Source organism: Acidovorax soli, from assembly GCF_014207955.1.
Lineage (GTDB): Bacteria > Pseudomonadota > Gammaproteobacteria > Burkholderiales > Burkholderiaceae_C > Acidovorax > Acidovorax soli_A.
Window position 1 is genome coordinate 306,566 of sequence record NZ_JACHLK010000001.1, and the last position, 19,752, is coordinate 326,317.

Here is a 19,752-nt window from a genome sequence, read left to right on the forward strand (position 1 = left end):
CCTCCACCCCGTGGGGATGAACCGCGCCCCGCCCGCCGACTGAGCCAGAAAGCCGTTTTTTCAAAGGCAGCGCTCAGCATCCGCACCTGCGCCAGGCCTCTCGCCCCGGGTCCCGGGACGCTTCCTTTGAAAAGACTGTTTTTCAACTTAGGAAGCTCCCGATGAACGCACCCACCATGCAGGGCCTGAACCTCAACGCCCCCGCACACGTCAAGAACGCCCGGCTGCTCGCCTGGGTGGCCGACATGGCCGCCCTGTGCAAGCCCGACAGCATCTACTGGTGCGATGGCAGCCAGCAGGAATACGACCGCCTGTGCCAGCAACTGGTCGACGCCGGTACCTTCAAGAAGCTCAACCCCGCCAAGCGCCCCGGCAGCTACCTGGCCTGGTCCGACCCCTCGGACGTGGCGCGCGTGGAAGACCGCACCTACATCTGCTCGGCCGCCAAGGAAGACGCCGGCCCGACCAACAACTGGATGGCCCCGGCCGAGATGCGCGCCACGCTGCAGCCCCTGTTCGACGGCTGCATGAAGGGCCGCACCATGTACGTGGTGCCCTTCAGCATGGGCCCGCTGGGCTCGCCCATCGCCCACATCGGCATCGAGCTGTCCGACAGCCCTTACGTGGCCGTCAACATGAAGATCATGACCCGCATGGGCAAGGCCGTGTACGACGTGCTCGGCGTGGACGGCGAGTTCGTGCCCTGCGTGCACACCGTGGGCGCCCCTCTGGCCGCCGGCGAGAAGGATGTGTCCTGGCCCTGCAACAAGACCAAGTACATCGTGCACTACCCCGAGACGCGCGAGATCTGGAGCTACGGTTCGGGCTACGGCGGCAATGCGCTGCTGGGCAAGAAGTGCTTCGCGCTGCGCATCGCCTCGACCATGGGCCGCGACCAGGGCTGGCTGGCCGAGCACATGCTGATCCTGGGCGTGACGAACCCCGAAGGCAAGAAGTACCACGTGGCTGCTGCCTTCCCCAGTGCCTGCGGCAAGACCAACTTCTCGATGCTGGTGCCGCCGGAGGCCTTCAACGGCTGGAAGGTCACGACCATCGGCGACGACATCGCCTGGATCAAGCCCCAGGCCGACGGCAGCCTGCGCGCCATCAACCCCGAGGCCGGCTACTTCGGCGTGGCCCCCGGCACCAACACGCTGACCAACCCCAACTGCATGGCCAGCCTGGACAAGGACGTGATCTTCACCAACGTGGCCCTGACCGATGACGGCGACGTCTGGTGGGAAGGCATGGAGAAGGACAACGGCGGCCAGCCCGCGCACCTGATCGACTGGCAAGGCAAGGACTGGACGCCCGAGATCGCCAAGCAGACCGGTGCCAAGGCCGCCCACCCCAACGCCCGCTTCACCGTGGCCGCGACCAACAACCCCGCGCTCGATGCCGCCTGGGACGACCCCAAGGGCGTGAAGATCGACGCCTTCATCTTCGGCGGCCGCCGCTCCACCACCGTGCCGCTGGTGACCGAGGCGAAGAGCTGGACCGAAGGCGTCTACATGGCCGCCACCATGGGTTCGGAAACCACCGCTGCGGCTTTTGGCCAGCAGGGCGTGGTGCGCCGCGACCCCTTCGCCATGCTGCCCTTCATGGGCTACAACATGAGCGACTACTTCCAGCACTGGCTCAACCTGGGTGAGAAGCTGGCCGCCTCGGGCGCCACCCTGCCACGCATCTACACGACCAACTGGTTCCGCAAGGACGAGGCCGGCAAGTTCGTCTGGCCCGGCTATGGCGAGAACATGCGCGTGCTCAAGTGGATGATCGACCGCCTGGAAGGCAAAGCCCAGGGCCAGGACACCATGTTCGGCGTGGCCCCGGCCTACGCCGAGATCAATTGGACCGGCCTCGATTTCAGCGCCGCCCAGTTCGACACCGTGACCAGCATCGACAAGGCCGCCTGGACCGAGGAACTCAAGCTGCACACTGCCCACTTCGAGCAACTGGCCTACCACCTGCCACAGGCCCTGCTGGACACCAAGGCTGCCATCGAAAAGCGCCTGGCCGCCTGACCACGGCAGAGCCTGGCGTAGCCGGGCCTGCACCAAGCCGCCCCGATCGCACGGTCCGGGCGGCTTTTTCATGCCCGCGCCTCCGGATCAGGGCCCGGGGATGTCTCGCATGCGCGACGCCAGCCACGCGGCATCGGCCTCTGAAGGTGCCAGCGCCAGCGCCCTCTCGTAGGCCGCCCGGGCCCGGGCATGCAGGCCCTTGCGCACCAGCAGCTCCGCCTGCGCGGCAAAGAAAGGCTGGTAGTCCTGCAGGCCCGGCGCAAGGTCCTCCAGTTCGGCCAGGGCCGCATCCAGCGCGCCGGCTTCGGCATGGGCCACGGCCCGGTTCAGGCGCACCACCGGCGTGGGCTCATGGACCAGCAGGCGGTCGTAGAGCAGGGCAATCTGTGCCCAGTCCGACTGCGCACCCTCGGAGTGGCAGGCCGCAATGGCCGCCTTGAGCTGGTAGGGCCCCAGGGTGCGCCGGGCCAGTGCCCGCTCCAGCACCGCCACGCCTGCTGCAATCTCGTCCCTCTTCCACAGGGCACGTTGCTGCCGGCCCAGGGGGATGGTCTGGCCGCCAACGTCCGTGCGGGCCGCACGCCGCGCATGGCTGATCAGCAGCAGGGCCAGGCAGCCCTCGATCTCGGCCTCGCCAGGGCGCAGCCGGTCGAGCAGCGCGCACAGGTACAAGGCTTCCTGGGCCAGGTCGCTCCCCGCCTGGGGCCCCGCCGAGTAGCCCGCATTGAAGACCAGGTAGATGACCGCGAGCACGGCGGCCAGGCGCTCGGGCCATTCGGCCGGCTCCGGCACCGCGTAGCGGATGCGTGCCGCGGCGATCTTGGCCTTGGCCCGCGACAGGCGCTGGCCCATCGTGGTCTCCTGGTCGAGAAAGGCCCGGGCGATCTGCGCCGTGGACAGCCCGGCGACCACGCGCAGCGTGAGCGCCACCTGCGACTTCTGCTCCAGCGCCGGGTGGCAGCAGGTGAAGACCAGGCGCAGGCGTTCGTCCGGGATCTCGTCGGTTTCGGCCTCATAGGCCTCGCCGCCCGCCAGCACGAGCAGGCTGTCGCCCGCCCGGTCGGCCGTCCTGCGGCTGCGGATGCGGTCCAGCGCCTTGCGGTAGGCCACGCGCAGCAACCAGCCCAGGGGCGACGACGGGATGCCGGAACGGCCCCAGTGGGTCACGGCGGATTCCATGGCGTCCTGAAGCGCATCCTCGGCCAGCTGGAAGTCCTGGAGCCGGGCGATCAGTGCCGACAGCAGCCGCCCCCGTTCCTCGCGCGCCAGCCGGTCGAGGGCCTGGGTGATGGCGAGGGCTCGGGAGGCGGGTGTTTTCATCGGCAGTGGCCCGCTGGGGGGAAGGCCGGGTCGCTCAGGCCGGCGTGTCGTAGACCATCAGCGGCCGCACCTCGATGGTGCCGTAGCTCGCCGAGGGCACGGTCTGGGCATATTTCAGGGCCGCGTCCAGGTCGGCGACCTCGATCACGTAGTAGCCGCCCAGGTGCTCCTTGGTGTCGGCGAAGGGGCCGTCCATGGTTTCCACCTTGCCGCCGCGGATGCGCAGCGAGGTGGCAGTCTCCACGCCCTGCAAGCCGTCGCCGGCGATGAGGACGCCATCGTCCCGCAGCCTGGCGGTGAGCGCGAAGTAGCCGGCCATCATGGCCTGGAACTCGGGCGTGCCGTAGGTGGGCTCGCGCTGGGGGTCGCTGTAGATCAGGAGCATGTATTTCATGGTGGTTCCTTGAAAAGGGTGGACATCAGGAATCCGCAACCGCTCGATGCCGCTCGGCACGCCAGAGGTTGTGGTGCACCAAGGACGCTGTCGCAGCAGCTTTTTCGACATGCGCGCCGATTATTTTGTCCCTTCCGCATCCCACCAGGTCCGGAGTCTGTCCCCCATCCAGCCACGCAGGAAATTCGCCCAGGGAACAGGCCACCGGACAGGGGGCTCGCGAGCGCCCAAGAAAAAAGCCGTGGCACAGCCACGGCTTTTTGTCGGGGTTCCCCGATCCGCCACGCGGCGGGCCGGCAGACGGCAGCTCAGTAGAGGGCGCGCAGATCGTTCACCGTGCGCACGCCCATGGCGTGGTTCAGCTCGGCCATGATGCGCGGGTCGCGGATGGCGACCTGCCAGGTGCGCTCGTCTTCGGCAGCGCGGCGGCGGCTTTCGGCCCAGCCGGCAAAACCGGCGCGCAGTGCGGCAGCGGCGCGGCGTGCGGGGCCCGACAGCAGGGCCAGGGCGGCAAAGGCCACCACCCACAGCAGCATCCAGGCGGCCAGCAGGTGGCCTTCGCTCCAGGTGTCGATCACCTGGTTGGCCACCACCAGCAGGGCGGAGACGATGGCGGCGAGCAGGAGGGAGGCGGCGCCACGGGAGCTGTCAAAGCCGGATGCGATGCCCTTGATGGCCGCAGCGGCGTTCTGGGCGCGGATCACGCCCGAATGTTCGGTTGGATAGTCAACGTGTGCAAAACTGGTCATTTGGTTTCCCCTTTACAGCGCTTGTGGCGACATTGCCGGGCGAGTGACTGAATCTTAGGGTTTACCCCATGTGTTATCAAGTTTATATCTTGAATTACCGTCATTCATCGCAGTGATGTATCTTCGGATTCCCCGGCAGACGGGCACAAAAAAAGCCGTGGCATGCCACGGCTTGGATGTCCGAACCCCGCCTGCCTTGAAGCAGGCACGCGGGCTCAGTAGAACTTGCGCAGGTCGGTCAGGCCGTGGTTCAGTTCGGCCATGATGCGCGGATCGCGCAGGGCGACCTGCCAGGTGCGGCGGTCTTCAGCGGCATGGCGCTGGCTTTCGGCCCAGCGGGCGAAGCCGGCGCGCACGGCCAGGCCGGCACGGCGAGCAGGAGCGGACAGCAGGGCCAGGGCCGCAAAGGCCACCAGCCACAGCACGATCCAGGCCGACAGCAGGTGGCCGTCGGTCCAGCGGTCGACCACCTGGTTGGCCAGCACCAGCAGGCCAGAGACCACGGCGGCCAGCATCAGGGAGGCAGCGCCCCGGGCGCTGTCGAAGCCGGCGGCAATGCCCTTGAGGGCGGCAGCGGCGTTTTCGGCGCGCACGACACCAGGATGTTCGGTTGGATAGTCCACGTGTACAAAATTGGTCATTTCGGTTCCCTTGTTCAGCGCTTGTGGCGACATTGCCGGGCGATGGCGCAATCCTAGGGTTTACCCTTTGGTCTTTCAAATTTATATGTTGAATCATTGGTATTCACATCCGTGATGAATTGCCACCATGCCCCAGCGCCTGAACTTCCGCTCGCTCGACCTGAACCTGCTCAGGGTCTTTGACGAGGTCATGGCCGAGCGCAGCCTGACCAAGGCCGCGAACAAGCTCGCGCTGACCCAGCCGGCCGTGAGCAACGCCATGCGCCGCCTGCGCGAGGTGCTGGGCGACGACCTGGTGGTGCGCAGCGGCCAGGGCGTGGAGCCCACCCCCCGGGCCCTGGCGCTGTGGCCGCCCATCCGTGACGCCCTCACACAACTGCAGGAATCGCTGGCGCCTGGCCGCTTCGACCCGGCCACGGCCGAATCGACCTTCGTGCTGGCCATGGCCGATGCCACCGGGGCCACCCTGGTGCCGGGCCTGGTCGAGATCCTGGAGCACGAAGCCCCCGGCATCGCGGTGCGTGTGGTGCCCCTGACCACGCGCGACCCGCGCCGCCTGCTCGAAGAGGAGGCCGCCGACATGGCCGTGGGCTACTTCCCGGCCGTGCTGGCCGACCTCACGGCGCGCGCGCAGTCGGGCGGCATGGTCTCGTTCGAGAGCCGGCGCCTGTACGACAGCGAGTACATGTGCGTGATGCGCCAGGGCCACCCGCTGGCCGACACCCCGCTCACGCTGGACGCCTACTGCGAAGCGCGCCACATGCTGGTGAGTTTTTCGGGCCGGCCCTTCGGCTTCATCGACGAGGCCCTGGCCTCGCTCGGGCGCCGGCGGCGCGTGGTGCTCACGGTGAACCAGTTCTTCACCGCGGGCCGCGTGGTCTCGGGCTCGGACATGCTCACCGTGCTGCCGCGCCACTTCGTACCGGTGACCGGCATCTCGGGCGCCCTGGTGCAGCGCTCCCTGCCCTTCGACGTGCCGCCCGTGCACGTGGACGCACTGTGGCGGCGCAACAGCACCCAGGAAGCCGCCAAGGGCTGGCTGCTGTCGGCGCTGGCGCGCGCCGCGCGGCGCGCCTTTCCGCACGATGAGCCGGGCCACCCGGTGCATGCACCAGGCAGCGCAACACCTTAGACTCCGAGGTCCATGCGCATCCAGATCCTCTCCGACCTGCACCTCGAAGCCAACCCCGATTTCATGCCCGAGCCGGCGCCGGACGCCGACCTGCTGGTGCTGGCCGGCGACATCGGGTCCTACCAGGAGGGCGGCGACATGCAGGACCCGGACTTCGGCCTGGCGCGCTTTTCGCCGCTGCCGCAGTTCGCGGGCTGGCCCACGCCGGTGCTCTATGTGCCGGGCAACCACGAATACGACGCGCTCGACTTCGACACCGCCCATGCGCGCCTGCGTGCCACCTGCGAGCGCCTGGGCATCCGCATGCTGGAACGCGAGACCCTGGTGATGGATGGCGTGCGCTTCGTGGCCACCACCCTGTGGGCCAACTACGACGCGCTGGCCGATGGCGAACAGGCGACCGACCTCGCGCGCCGCCTCAAGCTGCGCGAGAAGGCCTTTCGAGCCGCCAACTACTACCTGAACAAGATGGCCGGCACCAAGGATGGCGCACCCTTTCTGGCCGAGCCCATGCGCGAGCACGCCCTGGTCTGTGAGCAGTGGCTGCGCGAGGCGCTGGCCACGCCCTACGAGGGCACCACGGTGGCCATCACCCACTTCGCGCCCAGCCTTCGCAGCGCCGATCCGCGCTACGGCGTGGTGCCGGGCACGGCGGGGTTCTGCAATGTGCTCGACGACCTGCTGCCCGGGGCCCGGCTGTGGATCCACGGCCACCTGCACTCGCCCAGCGACTACCTCGCCGAGGGTGTGCGTGCCGATGGCAGCCCCTGGCAATGCCGCGTGGTGGCCAACCCGCTGGGCTATGCCCGCAACGGGGAACAGGACAGCTTCCGGCCGCGCTACTGCGTCACCGTATGATGGCCTGGCGAAGGGCCGCCCTTCGCCAGGCGCAGGATGAAAAGCATGATCCAGGTCAAGACAACAAGCACCCGCGCGCGTTACGGTCTGTCATACCAACTAGGAGAATCCGAATGAACATCCTGCTCGCTGTCGACGGCAGCACCTATACCAAGAAAATGCTCGCCTACCTTGCCGCGCACGAGGAGCTGCTGGGCCCCAAGCACGATTACTCGGTGCTGACCGTGCAGGCGCCCCTGCCCCCCCGGGCGCGTGCCGCCCTGGGCAAGGAGGCCGCCGATGCCTACCACGCCGAAGAAGCCGAGAAGATCCTGGCCCCGGTGGCCAAGTTCCTGGCCCGCCAGGGCGTGCAGCCCAAGCGCATCGTCAAGGTCGGCGCCGTCGGCGAGACCATCTCCAAGGTGGCGGATTCGGGCCGCTACGACCTGCTGGTGATGGGCTCGCACGGCCACGGCGCGCTGGCCACGCTGGTCATGGGTTCGGTCACCACGCAGGTGCTGGCCCATTGCAAGGTGCCGGTGCTGCTGGTGCGCTGAGCCCTTGCGCACCACGCCCTGAGGAACGCCCGGTACGCCGGGCGTTTTTGCGTGCGGGCCCTGATTCTCGCGGTCAGCGGAAGCGCTCGACCACGAAGTCCACAAAGCTGCGCAGCTTGGGCGAGCGGTAGCGGTCCGGCAGGTAGACCACGTTCATCGGCCGCGCGGGCAGTTCATGGTGGGGGAACAGCTGTACCAGGCGCCCGGCCCGCACCTCCGCTTCCAGCAGGATGGCTGGCTGCAGCACGATGCCCAGGCCGTGCACGGCCGCCACGCGCAGCGCCTGCCCCTGGTTGACCTGCAAGCGGCCCGAGACCGGGACCCGGCTCGCCCCCTCCCCGTCCCCGATGCGCCAGTGCGTGAGGGCGGTGGGCGCGAAGCACAGGCATTCGTGCTGGCCCAGGTCCTGCGGCTGCAGGGGCATGCCGCGGCGCTCCAGGTAGGCGGGCGAGGCGCAGACCATCAGCCGGTACGGGGCCAACGCCTGGGCAATGAGCCCCGAATCCGGCAGCTCGCCGACGCGCACCGCGGCCTCGAACCCCTCCTCCACCAGGTCCACCACCCGGTCGGACAGCGACACATCGAGGCTGACCTCGGGATAGCGCTCCAGGTAGGCGGGCAGCGCCGGCATCAGGGCTTCGGTACCGAAGGTGACGGGCACCGTCACCCGCAGCCGGCCCGCCGGGGCGAGCTGCTGGTTCTGCGCCTGGGCATCGGTCTCGGCCACCAGGCGCAGGATCTCCTTGCAACGCGTGTAGTAGTCCTGGCCGAACGGCGTGAGGTGCTGGCGCCGGGTCGTGCGCTGCAGCAGCTGCATGCCCAGCCGCTTCTCCAGTGTGCGCAGGTGGTTGCCCGCCATGGTGGCCGAGATGCCGCAGGCCAGCGCCGCCGCGCTGAGGCTGCCTTTTTCGACCGCCAGCACGTAGACCCGCATGCTGTCGAACACATCCATTACACACCCCTACTTTTAAATCAATCAAGTTTCTGGCAGTTTATCCCTTGTGCATTTGAAATCACACTGACGGCCATTCCCCTTGCTTCCCCAAGACCCCCATGAAAGCCATTGAACTGACCGCCCCTTCGCTCACCGCCTTGCGCACGACCACCCTGCCCGACCCGGTGGCGGGGCCGGGCGAGGTGCTGGTGCGCTTGCGCGCCGCCGCGCTGAACTACCTGGACGTGGCCGTGGCCACCGGCGGCTTTCCCGCACCGGCCTTCCCCATGGTGCCGGTGGCCGATGGCGCGGGCGAGGTCGCCGCGCTCGGCGCAGGCGTGACCGGCCTGGCACTGGGCGACCGCGTGGTGCCGCATTTCATGCCGCATTGGCTGGGCGGCGCCATCACGCCGCGCCATGTGGCCGCCATGCGCGGGCTCACCCTGCCCGGATCGCTCGCCGAATACGTGGCCTTGCCGGCCACGAGCCTGGTGGCCCTGCCGGCGCACCTGGACTTTGTGCAGGGCGCGGCGCTGCCCATCGCCGCGACCACCGCCTGGAACGCCATGCGCGCGGCCGCGGTGCGGCCCGGCTCGGTGGTCCTGCTGCTGGGAACGGGGGGTGTGAGCATCTTTGCGCTGCAGTTCGCCAAGGCCTCGGGTGCGACCGTGATCCTGGCCTCCTCGTCCGAGGAGAAGCTCGAGCGCGCGCGCCGGCTCGGCGCGGACCACCTCATCAACTACCGCGCCACGCCGGCCTGGGATGAGAAGGTGCGGGAACTCACCGCAGGGCACGGCGCCGACCTGGTCGTGGAGGCTGTGGGTGCGGCCACGATCGCGCGCTCACTGCAGGCCGCGGCCATGGGAGGCACGGTGTTCACGGTGGGTTTCGTGGGCGGGACCTCGGCCCCGGTGGACCTGCTGCCGGTCATCGTCAAGGCGCTGCGCGTGGTGGGCAACAACACCGGCTCGGTGGCCGATCTGGCCGAGGCCGCGCGGGCGATTGCAGCGCACCGCATCGTGCCGGTCATCGACCGTGTCTTCGGCCTTGGCGACACCCGCGAGGCCTATGCCCACCTTGCAGCGGGCGGACAGCATTTCGGCAAGTTGGCCATTGCGCACTGAGGGCGCAAGGCGCCTGGGGTCAGCGTGCAACCAGCCCGTCGAAGCAGGTGCGCAGCACCAGGTCGACGATCTCGGCGTCGGAGTACTGGCCGCTCTCCTTGAGGAAGGTCACCACCGGGTCGCAGGCGCGCGCGTACAGGGTGTAGAGCACCACCAGCGGCGGCAGCGTGGGGTTGATCACGCCCTGCGCCTGGGCCTCGGTGATCCATTCGCCGATCTGGTCGCTGACCTTGACCAGACGGTCCAGGTAGTCGTTGTTGGCCATGAGCACCGCGCGCAGCGAGGAATTGCGGCTGGGCAGGAGCGGCATCTCGTTGGTCAGCAGGCGCTCCAGCGACCAGCGCACCAGCGCCCGCAGCTTCTCGTGCGCGGGCTGCTCGGCCGGCAGCGCAGACAGGTAGACATGCACGCGCTCCAGGATCTGCACCATCGCGGCGCTGCACAGCTCTTCCTTGCTGCAGAAGTGCTTGTACAGGCTGGCCTTGGCGATGCCCACCGCGTTGGCGACATCGTCCATGGTCATGGCGTCGAAGGCCTTCTCGCCCAGCAGCCGGCAGGCCGACTGGAGGATGGCTCCCTCGCGGGCCTGGTGCATCTGCTCCTTGAAGGAAACTTTTGGTTGCAAGGTGGACATGCCCAACATCTTATACATTGCAGTAAAAAAATAAATGACAAAGTTGCTTTGCAACTACGTCGTTCACGTTTTAGTCTGCAGGAATCGTGCCGCCCCATTGAGGGGAAGCCATTTCGTGCGGGTTACCCCCTGTTGACGGCTTTTACCGCTTGAGGCGCACCATTCAGGGCTGGGTCAGCGTCTTGGCGGCCGTGCTGGTGAGGGCGGCGGTCAGTGCATCCAGCACCACCGATTCCAGGTTCCAGCAGTGCCAGTACAGCTGGATAGGCAGGGCGTGGCCGGGCGCCAGGTCGATCATGCTGCCGTCCGCCACGGGCCCGCGCGCGAGCAGCTCGGGCACCACGCCGACGGCCCAGCCCGCGGCCACCGCACGCATCTGGCCCTCGGTGCTGGGCACGAACAGGTGGTTCAGCGCCACGCGCTTGAGCCCGAAGCCGCGCGCCACGAACTCGGCCGCCATGTCGTCCTTGCGGTTGAACGAGAGGAAGGACACCTCGCGGAAGTTGTGCGGCGTGAGCCCGTGCGGCAGGTGCCTGGCGGCAAAGTCGCGCGAGGCCACGGCCACATAGCGCATGGCCCCGAGCGGCACCATCTTGCAGCCGCGCAGCGCCTGCTTGAGCGTGGTGACGCAGCCCAGCACCTGGCCCGAGCGCAGCCACTCCTGCGTGAAGTCCTGGTCGTCCACGATGATTTCGAGCGGCAGGCGCTGGCCCACCAGCTCGTGCAGCGCGCCCATGGCCCAGGTGGCGATGCTGTCGGCATTGATGGCGATGGAGATGCGCTCGTCCTCGCGCGTGGCCCCGGGCGCGCTCGGGGCCAGCTCCTGCAGATCGCGCTCCAGGTCGGCGCGCAAGAGGCGCATCTGCTTGGTGTGCTTGAGCAGCAACTGCCCCGCCGAGGTCGGCCGCAGCGGCCGGCTGCGCACGATGAGCACCGAGCCCACCTGGGCCTCCAGCGCGCGCAGGCGCTGCGACACCGCCGACTGGGTGACGTTCAGGCGCTGGGCGGCGCGCTCGAAGCCGCCCTCTTCGACGATGGCGGCAAGGCATTCCAGGGCGGCGGGGTCATAGGTGCTCATGGCGGGCTCTCGGCAAACGGTGCAGTGGGCGCCTTGTGGGCGGTCACTGCATTAGACAGACTGATGCGTTTGGATTGAGTTTAATTTTGCTTTTAGTAGAACGCAATGTGGATCACACTGCCATCCATGAAAACCATCATCCTGGGCGCCGGCATCATCGGCATCAGCACCGCGTGGCACCTGCTTGAGCGGGGCCACGAGGTCATCGTGGTCGACCGCCAGCCCGATGCGGCGCTGGAGACCAGCTTCGCCAACGCGGCGCAGATCTCGGTGAGCTACTGCGAGCCCTGGGCCAACCGCGAGGCTCCGCTCAAGGCGCTCAAGTGGATGTTCGACAAGGAGGCGCCGCTGCTGTTCCGCCCCCAGCTCGACTGGGAGCAATGGCGCTGGGGCCTGAAGTTCCTGGCCCAGTGCAATGACACGGCCTTCGAGCGCAATGTGCAGCAGATCGTGGCGCTGGGCGCCTACAGCCATGCCGCGCTCAAGGAACTGGTGGCCACCACCGGCATCGAGTACAACCGGCTCGAACGCGGCATCGCCCATTTCTACACCGACCAGAAGTCCTTCGACGATGCCGGCCACGCGGTGGAACTGATGCGCCGCCACGGCGTGCAGCGCCGCCTGGTGAGCCGCGAAGAACTGCTGCAGATCGAGCCGGCGTTCAAGGCCTATGGCGAGCACATCACAGGCGGCACCTACACCAGCACCGACGAGAGCGGCGACGCGCGCGTCTTCACCCAGGCCCTGGCGCGGCGCTGCGCCGAGCGCGGCGCGCAGTTCCTCTACGGCCACGACGTGCTGCGCCTGAACAAGATCGGCGATGCCATCGACTCCGTGGCCGTGATGCCGCGTGCCGCGAGCGGGCTCAAGAAGGACTTTCTGCTCAAGGCCGATGCGGTCGTGGTGGCCTGCGGCTCCTACAGCGCGCCGCTGCTGCGCACCGTGGGCGTGGACCTGCCGATCTACCCCGGCAAGGGCTACAGCGCCACCTTCCCGCTGCTCAAGCCCGAAGCCGCACCCTCGGTCTCCACCATCGACGATGGCCGCAAGATCGCCATGAGCCGCCTGGGCAATGTGCTGCGCGTGGCCGGCACCATCGAACTGGGGGGCTACGACCTCTCGCTCGACTCGCCGGTGGCCAAGGCGCGCTGCCACATGCTGTCGCGCCGCATTGAGGAGATCCTGCCCGGCGTGGCCGACACGCGCACGCCCGAGCAGGGTGGCAACCCGCAGTACTGGACCGGCCTGCGCCCCGCCACGCCGACCAACATCCCCTTCATCGGCCGCACGCGCCTGGGCAAGCTCTGGGTCAATGCGGGCCACGGCACGCTGGGCTGGACGCACGGCGCGGGCTCAGGCAAGGCCCTGGCCGAGCTGATCAGCGGCCAGGTGCCGACGATGGATTTCGGCTTCTACGGCATGGAGCGGGGCAGACTCCGCATGGCGACCCAGGCAGCGTGACCGCCGGCTTCGGTCAGGTCTTGCCGGTGGCAGCGGCGAAAGGGGCGAGGTAGCGGGGCGGAACCTCCAGTGCATGGAACCCGCCCGCCAGCAGCGCAACCAGGCATGCCGCCAGCAGCAGGCCCGCCAGCACCGACAGTGCCAGCGCCCGGGCGCGTACCGCAGGGGACAGATTCCAGTAGAGCGCACAGCCCACATGGGCGCCCAGCGCGGAGACCGCCAGAAAGTAATAGGGACCAAAGAACCACGGCCAGGGCGGCACCTGCATGCCTGCCGCCGCGAAATGCAGGTTGGTGTCCAACCCCTGGGCGCGGCCCTGAAGCACCGCACCCACGTGGATCGCCAGAAAAAGGCCCAGATAGGCGCCCGACAGCCTCTGCAGCCAATCGATAGCCCCCTGGCACCGGGCCCGCCCCCGCCACAGCAAGCCCAGGCCACTGCCGGCCTGGAACACCACGCAGCCCAGCAGCAGCGCCTCGACCACGGGTTGCCGATACGCCAGGCGCAGGGCCTCCAGCACCGACTGGTGCGCCGCCACCCCTGCCAGGCCGGCCAGGTGCCCGGCCAGATGCAGGACAATGAACAAGGCCAGCAGCTTGGCACTGGTGCGGTGCAGGGTGCGCAGCGGCAGGCGCCGGTGCCAGGCTGGTGCGGCGGCATGGGGTGCGGCTGGACGGATGGGCTGTTCTGGCACGGTGGCTGCTCCTCGGATCGACAGCGCTAGGATATTCACCGGCCCCCTTGCCGCCTACTCGCCTTGCGCTCACATTTGCCCATGCCTGCCACCCCCCGCCGCACCCCTCGACAGGAGCGCTCCCAGTTCACCGTGGACGCCATCTTCGAGGCGGTCGCGCGCATCGTGGCCACCCAGGGCGAAGCAGGCCTCACCACCAACCGCATCGCGGAGACGGCCGGCGTGTCGGTCGGCTCGCTCTACCAGTACTTTCCCAGCAAGGAAGCGATTCTCTCGGCCATGCTCGACCAGCACTGCGACCGCGTGATGCTGGAACTGGATGCGCTGCTGGCCCAGGCCCGTGCCGAAAGCTGGACACCCGGGCAGCAGGTGCGCCGCTACGTGCGCCACTACCTGCAGGCCTTTGGCGCCGGGGCGCCGCAGGGGCGTGCCCTGGCCCGCCTGTCATGGCAGCTGGACTACCGCGCCTCCATGCTCGTCTCCGTGCGCGGTGCGAGCGAACGGCTGGCGTTGCACCTGCAGCGCATGGCGCACGACCACCAGCTTGCGCCCCCCACGCCCGCCCAGTTGTTCGTGCTCACCCGCTCTTTCATGGGCGCAGTCCGCGCCGCTTCGCTGGAACAGTCGCCTTTGCTCGACAGCCCGGAGTTCGAACAGGCGCTGGTGGAACTGTGCCTGGCCAGCCTGGTCCCAGGCGCCGCCCAGCAGTCAGGGGCGCAGAGGGCTCCATGACGGCAGCCACCGAGCCCCCCGCGGCGGCCCGCTTCAAGGCTTGGGTTCGGGCGCCAGCGCCTCGGGCCAGTGCTCGCCCATCCAGCGCAGCAGGTCGCGCCACATGGAGCGCACCTCGGCATCGGGAGGCATGTTCAGCGCATGGGGCAACTCGATGGTGACCACGGGCATGCCGCGGTGCACACCGCCGTAGTTGCCCAGCGACCCCGGGAAGATGCCTACCTGGTCCAGCCACAGCCGGCCCAGCCGCTCGGGTGGTGACAGCGGGCCGTCGAAATCGAGCACGCCGTAGGGCGCATGGATGCTCACGATCAGGTGCGGCCGGAAGGCCGCCATCTGGGCATGCAGAAACTGCGATTCGGGCTCCGACAGCGCCGCGTGGCCGGGAAAGCGCCGCGGGTCGCGCCGGGTGCGCTTGTCCCAGTACAGCGGCGCATCCTTTTCCCAGCCCGGCGTGGGGAAGTTGCGGTTCAGGTCCACGCCCCGGCCATTGGTGCGCGTGGCGGGCCGGGCCAACAGGCCATCGGGGTTGAGCACGGGGATGAAGCGCCAGTGCACGGGCCGGCCAGCCTGCTCGGCCAGCGCGATCCAGCGCAGCGCCAGCGCCGCGGCCGTGAGTTCGTCGCCATGGATGGCACCCGCGATCAGTACGCGCAGTGGCGCCTCGGTGGTGCCCTGCGCGACCGGTGCCGGCACATCGCGCCAGAACAGCGGCACGCCATGCGCCGAGACGGCACCGCTGGGCCGGAGCTGCGCCTCCTCGCACTGCGCGCGCGAGACGCTGGGCAGGCGTGCCAGAAACAGCGCGCAGGCCTCGGGGCCCTCGGGCACGGCCTTCGCCACGGGTGCGGCGGACGCGGGAGCCACAGGCACTGCTGCAGCAGCAGGCGGCCCGGCCGCAGGGGCCTGGAGCACCTGCACGGATGGGGCCGCCCGCGGCACGGTCGTCCCCCGCTCCACCTCGGCGCGCGGGGCAATCCACAGGCCGCCCGCCGCCAGGGCAACGAGCACGGTGCCGGCCAGCACCGACCCCCGCCAGGCCAGGCCCCGGGAGCTTGCAGGGGCCGTGCAGGAATCGCCCTGGGTCAATGCAGTACCCGCGTCGTGGCCAGGAAATCCGCCAGCGCGCCGTCGAAGGCGTCGGGGTCTTCGAGCTGGGGCCAATGGCCCGCACCGGGCAGGTCCAGGTAGCGCGCATCGGGCAGCACATGGGCCAGGGCCTGCAAGGCCGCTGGCGGCGTGCAGCGGTCCTGCGCGCCGCCGATGACCAGGGTGGGCATGTGCAGCCGGCCCAGCACCGCGGCACTGCGGTCGAAAGTCGACAGGGCCTGCAGCGCACGCCGGTACGCCCCCTTGTAGACCTGCGACAGGGCATGGGTGGCCAGGCGCACGCCTTCGGGCAGGGCTGCACTGCCAATGAACTGCGGCACCACGGCCTGGGCCAGCGCGGCCATGTCGTCGGGCGCGGAGTCGAGGGCCGCCAGGCGCGGCTCGACCCAGTCCGCCATGGCTTGCGCATCGAGTGCCGGGCCACCGGCGCACAGCACCAGGCGGCGCACCATGGCGCTCTGGCGCACGGCCACCTCCAGCGCCACCATGGCACCCATGCCGTGGCCCACCAGGGCCACGGGCCCGCACTGCAGCGCATCGATCAGCGCCAGGCAGCTTTCGGCCAGGCCCTTGAAGCCATAGGGCTCGATGGGGGCGCTGTTGCCATAGCCGGGCATGTCCCAGGCCACGGCGCGGTAGCCCAGGCTGGCCAGGGTTTCGACCTGGGGTGCAAAGGTGAGGTGGCCGCCATCGGCGTCGTGCAGCATGAGCACGGTGTGCCCGCTGCCCAGGGTGGAGAAATGGGGGAGAAGTGCCATGGGTATCCTGCGCAAGCCCTGCCAGGGCAGGGGCGGGCCCATGATAGCCGACGCATTTTTAACCCTGGACAGCGTCCGGGACCTCCACGCACCACCCAAGACCACCCACGGCGACAGCATGGCTGTAGCACGCAGACCATAATGGCTGCCTGCCTCCATTTCGGCGCGCTGCGCCCGTCTGTTCGTGAACCGCCCCCTGCCCCGCCCTGCCCTTGCCCGGCCCCCGAGCTTCTCCGCCCGCGAGTTCCGCGATGCGCTGGGCATGTTTGCCACCGGTGTCACCATCGTCACCGCGCGCAACGAGGACGGCAGCCTGGTGGGTCTGACCGCCAGTTCGTTCAACTCCGTCTCGCTGGCCCCGCCGCTGGTGCTGTGGAGCCTGTCGCGCGGCGCCAGCACCATGCCCACCTTTGCCAATGGCGCGCACTACGCCATCAACGTGCTGGCGGCCGACCAGAAGGCGCTGGCCGAGCGTTTCGCCACGCGCGGCATCGACCGCTGGGCCGGCGTGGTCCACCACCCCGGCACCAACGGCGCACCCGTGCTCGACGGCGCGGCTGCGACCTTCGAATGCTTCAACCGCAGCCGCTACGAAGAGGGCGACCACCTGATCTTCGTGGGCGAGGTCGAGCACTGCAGCCACCGCGCCGGCGTGCCGCCCCTGCTCTACCACGGCGGTCGCTTCTATACCGAGCACCCGCTGTGACGCCGGGCGTGCTGGCGCGCCATGTGAACACCGGCAGCGCGCGGCGCCTCCAGGTGAGCGGGCGCAGCGTGCTCAGCGCCATCGGCAAGGCACCGGTCGAAGGACCGGTGGCCGTGGGACGGCTGGGCCTGGCCGGGGACGAGCAGGCCGACCTCAGCGTCCACGGTGGCCTGGACAAGGCCGTCTACGCCTACCCGGCCGCCCACTACCCTTTCTGGCAGGCTGAGCGACGCGAGCGCGGCGTGAGTCTGTTCGACGAAGCATTGCCACCGGGCTTCCTCGGCGAGAACCTCACCGTGGACGGGCCACTGGAAGACGAGGTCTTTATCGGCGACGAGCTGCACTTCCCCGACTGCGTGCTGCGCGTGACGGCACCGCGCGAGCCCTGCTTCAAGTTCAATGCCGTGATGGGCTTTGCCCAGGCCGGCCGCACCATGGCACTGGCAGGCTGCTGCGGCTACTACCTCGCCGTGGACCGGCCCGGCAGCATCGCCGCGGGCCAGCAGGCGACCCTGGTGCCGGGACGCCGCTCGCTGAGCATTGCCCAGGCCTTTGCAGCCAAGTTCGCCAAGCACTCGCGTTAGGACCGGGCGGCGGGCCCGGGTTGCGGCGCTGACCATTGCCGCGCCTGCTCCTGCAGTTGCGGGAACACCTTGCCCACCAAAGCCAGCTGCGCGGCCATGAGGCTGGGAGCGGGGCTGGCTGGCACAGACGCCGCGGCACCGAATTCCTGCAGCACCTGGGCCACGGCCGGCACCGGGATGAATGGCTTGCCCGCCTGCTGCTGGGCCTGTCCGAGCTGCTCGGCCAGTTGCTGCAGCGATGCCAGCAGTGTGCCGGCCATGGCCTGCGCGGCCTCGTCCACAGGCTCTGCTCCCTCGCGGCGCTGCGCACCCAGGGCCGACAGGTAGTTGAGCTGGGTGTGCGACAGGCGCAGGAAGTTGGCCACCGCCTCCACATTGCCGCGCACGCCGCGCGGCTCCTTGAGCATGGCGCTGTAGGAGTGGGACAGCGCGGCATCGGCATTGTGGGCATTGCGCCGCGCCAGGCGGTAGTCAAGGTGGTCGCTTTTGCCGCTGTGGTACTGCGCCAGGATGGCGCGCAGGTACAGGGCCTGGGTCTGCAGCACCTGGGCCGCCAGCCGTGGCCACTGGCGCGACTGCCAGTGCGGCAGCACCAGCCAGGAGGCCGCCGCCGCGATCAGGCAGCCGGCAGCGGTGTCCAGCAGGCGTGCCAGGATCACACCCTGGGATGTGCCCATCTGGTGGAAGCCCAGCAGCAGCAAGGTGGTGACCGCCGCCGTGGCCAGCACATAGCGGGTGTGGCGCGCGCCGAAGAACACCGCGCCGCCGAGCACCAGCAGCGCGGCCTGCACCAGCGCACCCGGAAACAGCTGGATCGCCGCCCAGCCCAGGGCCAGGCCGATGGCCGTGCCCTGGGCACGCTGCAGCAGCCGCGCCTGCGTGGCCGCGTACTGCGGCTGGCTCACGAACACGATGGTCAGCAGGATCCAGTAGCCATGCGGGTCCTCTGTGGCCTGCATGAGGGCAAAGCCCGCCAGCAGCGACAGGGCGAGCCGCACGCCATGGCGCAGCCAGGGCGACTGGGAATGCAGCTGCGCGCGCACCCGGCGCCAGGCATCGCCCAGGCTGCGCGGTTCGCGGTCGAACAGCGCCGTGTCCGCGCCCCCGGCCGGGCCGCCCAGGGCGCCTGCCAGCACCCCGGCCATGGCCGCCAGGTTGTCGCCCAGCGCATGCAGCGAGCGCAGCGGCCGGGCCATGGAGGCGGCGGCCGACTGCGTGCCACCGAGTTCGGCCGCAATGCCGTCCTGGTGCGCCATGGCGGCCTGCAGGTCTTCGATCGCGCGCGAGGTCATGCCTGCGTGCTGCGGTGGCGTCTGCTGCTGGATGGCCAGCGACAGCCGCAGTGCCTGCTCGCCCAGCAGCGTGAGCACGCGCTGGCAGCGGTAGAGCGCATCGCTGTGGAAAAACGCCGTGGCCAGCAGGTCGTAGTGTTCGTGCGAAGAGCTCGCGCGCTCGTGCACATCCTGCGCCGCCAGGTACTGCTGCATGCCGGCCTGCAGCCAGGCGGGCGGCGTGCTGCGGCCCATGCGGCTCATGAGGCTTTCCTTGGCGGCATTGAGCGCATCGACCACGCGCCCGTTGTGCAGCGCCAATGCCATGCGCCGGCGCTCCAGGTCCACGTCGCGCACGGGTTCCAGCAGCAGGGCCTTCAGGCGCAGGTACTCGCCCAGCACCGCGTACAGCCGCGCCAGCCGAAAACGCACCGGCGGTTGCGGCATGGCCCAGGCCCAGGCCACCGAGACCAGCCCGTACCAGGCAGCCCCCGCCAACAGCAAAGGCGTGGTCTGCGCCGCCTGGGCCTGGCTGGCATGGGCCGCGAGTGCGGCATAGATGCACAGGATCAGCGAACCGAAGGCGATGGCGCGGTAGCGCTCGCCCAGCGCCCCCAGCAGGCTGAAGGCGAAGGCGGCCACGGCCATCACCGCCATCAGCACCCAGGGCGACTCCACCGTGGCCCACACGGCCAGGCCCGCCATGCCGAAACAGCCCAGGGCCAGCAGCTGCGCGCGCAGCCGGCCGCGCCAGCTGTCGTCGGTTTCACTCAATGCGCTGGCAATCACACCCAGCAGCACCGGCATCAGCTCGGTCTGCCAGCCGGCTTGCCAGCCAAAGGCCAGCACGCAGGCCAGCGCCAGAAACGCCCGCGCCCCGCGCGTGAAGCCCTCATGGTTGCGCGCACGTTGCCAATTGAGCCGCCAGGATTCGTCCACGGGTTTGCCTTGTACTAGGGATTACCCTTAATACTAAGCAAAAAATCGGCCAGAAAGCCGGATGGGCTCCCTC

20 protein-coding genes are annotated in these 19,752 nt (G+C 69.2%); 9 read left to right on the forward strand and 11 right to left on the reverse strand.

What is annotated here, in order from left to right:
* Positions 1–161 precede the first annotated feature (161 nt).
* Positions 162–2,024 (forward strand): phosphoenolpyruvate carboxykinase (GTP), encoded by a 1,863-nt coding sequence (locus HNP48_RS01415; protein ID WP_184855060.1) that lies wholly within the window; start codon positions 162–164, stop codon positions 2,022–2,024.
* Positions 2,025–2,111: 87 nt separating this feature from the next.
* On the opposite strand, the gene HNP48_RS01420 is transcribed toward HNP48_RS01415, so the two are convergent.
* The 4 genes from HNP48_RS01420 to HNP48_RS01435 all read right to left on the reverse strand — a co-directional run bounded on the left by HNP48_RS01420 (position 2,112) and on the right by HNP48_RS01435 (position 5,128).
* A complete protein-coding gene (locus HNP48_RS01420; protein ID WP_184855061.1) occupies positions 2,112–3,344 on the reverse strand; it encodes an RNA polymerase sigma factor in 1,233 nt (410 codons plus the stop codon).
* A gap of 34 nt (positions 3,345–3,378) precedes the next feature.
* Complete coding sequence (locus tag HNP48_RS01425) at positions 3,379–3,738, reverse strand: YciI family protein (protein ID WP_184855062.1); 360 nt, start codon at positions 3,736–3,738, stop codon at positions 3,379–3,381.
* Positions 3,739–4,046: 308 nt separating this feature from the next.
* Positions 4,047–4,487 carry a hypothetical protein gene (locus tag HNP48_RS01430; RefSeq protein WP_184855063.1) on the reverse strand — a complete coding sequence of 147 codons (441 nt, stop codon included), beginning with the start codon at positions 4,485–4,487 and terminating at the stop codon, positions 4,047–4,049.
* Between the two features lie 215 nt (positions 4,488–4,702).
* The gene (locus tag HNP48_RS01435; RefSeq protein WP_184855064.1) at positions 4,703–5,128 is read right to left on the reverse strand and encodes a hypothetical protein; all 426 of its coding nucleotides are present in this window, start codon (positions 5,126–5,128) and stop codon (positions 4,703–4,705) included.
* Between the two features lie 127 nt (positions 5,129–5,255).
* Here HNP48_RS01435 and HNP48_RS01440 point away from each other — a divergent pair, with 127 nt between their 5' ends.
* From HNP48_RS01440 to HNP48_RS01450, 3 genes are all read left to right on the forward strand, one after another.
* Positions 5,256–6,260, forward strand: coding sequence for a LysR family transcriptional regulator (locus tag HNP48_RS01440; RefSeq protein ID WP_184855065.1), 1,005 nt, complete (start codon positions 5,256–5,258; stop codon positions 6,258–6,260).
* A 12-nt stretch (positions 6,261–6,272) separates the two neighbouring features.
* The gene (locus tag HNP48_RS01445) at positions 6,273–7,118 is read left to right on the forward strand and encodes a metallophosphoesterase (protein WP_184855066.1); all 846 of its coding nucleotides are present in this window, start codon (positions 6,273–6,275) and stop codon (positions 7,116–7,118) included.
* 113 nt (positions 7,119–7,231) lie between these two features.
* On the forward strand, positions 7,232–7,654 hold the full coding sequence (locus HNP48_RS01450) for a universal stress protein (RefSeq protein WP_184855067.1): 423 nt from the start codon (positions 7,232–7,234) through the stop codon (positions 7,652–7,654).
* A gap of 73 nt (positions 7,655–7,727) precedes the next feature.
* Here the strand turns inward: HNP48_RS01450 and HNP48_RS01455 are convergent, their stop codons facing one another.
* On the reverse strand, positions 7,728–8,606 hold the full coding sequence (locus HNP48_RS01455) for a LysR family transcriptional regulator (protein ID WP_184855068.1): 879 nt from the start codon (positions 8,604–8,606) through the stop codon (positions 7,728–7,730).
* Positions 8,607–8,707: 101 nt separating this feature from the next.
* Between HNP48_RS01455 and HNP48_RS01460 the strand changes: the two genes are divergently transcribed.
* A complete protein-coding gene (locus HNP48_RS01460) occupies positions 8,708–9,712 on the forward strand; it encodes an NAD(P)-dependent alcohol dehydrogenase (RefSeq protein ID WP_184855069.1) in 1,005 nt (334 codons plus the stop codon).
* A 19-nt stretch (positions 9,713–9,731) separates the two neighbouring features.
* On the opposite strand, the gene HNP48_RS01465 is transcribed toward HNP48_RS01460, so the two are convergent.
* Together HNP48_RS01465 and HNP48_RS01470 are read right to left on the reverse strand one after the other, a co-directional pair.
* Positions 9,732–10,346 (reverse strand): TetR/AcrR family transcriptional regulator, encoded by a 615-nt coding sequence (locus HNP48_RS01465; protein WP_184855070.1) that lies wholly within the window; start codon positions 10,344–10,346, stop codon positions 9,732–9,734.
* Positions 10,347–10,509: 163 nt separating this feature from the next.
* Positions 10,510–11,424, reverse strand: coding sequence for a LysR family transcriptional regulator ArgP (locus tag HNP48_RS01470; RefSeq protein ID WP_184855071.1), 915 nt, complete (start codon positions 11,422–11,424; stop codon positions 10,510–10,512).
* Between the two features lie 126 nt (positions 11,425–11,550).
* Between HNP48_RS01470 and HNP48_RS01475 the strand changes: the two genes are divergently transcribed.
* Complete coding sequence (locus tag HNP48_RS01475; RefSeq protein WP_184855072.1) at positions 11,551–12,885, forward strand: D-amino acid dehydrogenase; 1,335 nt, start codon at positions 11,551–11,553, stop codon at positions 12,883–12,885.
* Positions 12,886–12,898: 13 nt separating this feature from the next.
* Here the strand turns inward: HNP48_RS01475 and HNP48_RS01480 are convergent, their stop codons facing one another.
* Positions 12,899–13,579 (reverse strand): hypothetical protein, encoded by a 681-nt coding sequence (locus HNP48_RS01480; RefSeq protein WP_184855073.1) that lies wholly within the window; start codon positions 13,577–13,579, stop codon positions 12,899–12,901.
* An 81-nt stretch (positions 13,580–13,660) separates the two neighbouring features.
* On the opposite strand from HNP48_RS01480, the gene HNP48_RS01485 reads away from it, so the two are divergent.
* Positions 13,661–14,311, forward strand: a complete 651-nt coding sequence (locus HNP48_RS01485) for a TetR/AcrR family transcriptional regulator (protein WP_184855074.1) — start codon at positions 13,661–13,663, stop codon at positions 14,309–14,311.
* A gap of 33 nt (positions 14,312–14,344) precedes the next feature.
* On the opposite strand, the gene HNP48_RS01490 is transcribed toward HNP48_RS01485, so the two are convergent.
* Together HNP48_RS01490 and HNP48_RS01495 are read right to left on the reverse strand one after the other, a co-directional pair.
* The gene (locus HNP48_RS01490; protein ID WP_260420046.1) at positions 14,345–15,400 is read right to left on the reverse strand and encodes a M14 family zinc carboxypeptidase; all 1,056 of its coding nucleotides are present in this window, start codon (positions 15,398–15,400) and stop codon (positions 14,345–14,347) included.
* On the reverse strand, positions 15,397–16,179 hold the full coding sequence (locus tag HNP48_RS01495) for an alpha/beta fold hydrolase (protein WP_184855075.1): 783 nt from the start codon (positions 16,177–16,179) through the stop codon (positions 15,397–15,399). Before HNP48_RS01495 ends, HNP48_RS01490 begins: the two co-directional genes overlap by 4 nt.
* Positions 16,180–16,363: 184 nt before the next feature.
* On the opposite strand from HNP48_RS01495, the gene HNP48_RS01500 reads away from it, so the two are divergent.
* Entirely contained in the window at positions 16,364–16,885 is a 522-nt protein-coding gene (locus tag HNP48_RS01500) for a flavin reductase family protein (RefSeq protein WP_184855076.1), read from the forward strand.
* Positions 16,882–17,469, forward strand: a complete 588-nt coding sequence (locus tag HNP48_RS01505) for an MOSC domain-containing protein (protein WP_184855077.1) — start codon at positions 16,882–16,884, stop codon at positions 17,467–17,469. Before HNP48_RS01500 ends, HNP48_RS01505 begins: the two co-directional genes overlap by 4 nt.
* Here the strand turns inward: HNP48_RS01505 and yccS are convergent.
* Positions 17,466–19,679: a YccS family putative transporter gene (gene yccS / locus HNP48_RS01510; RefSeq protein ID WP_184855078.1), complete on the reverse strand. Its 2,214-nt coding sequence runs from the start codon at positions 19,677–19,679 to the stop codon at positions 17,466–17,468. The two genes, HNP48_RS01505 and yccS, sit on opposite strands and share 4 nt — an antisense overlap.
* Positions 19,680–19,752: the final 73 nt, after the last annotated feature.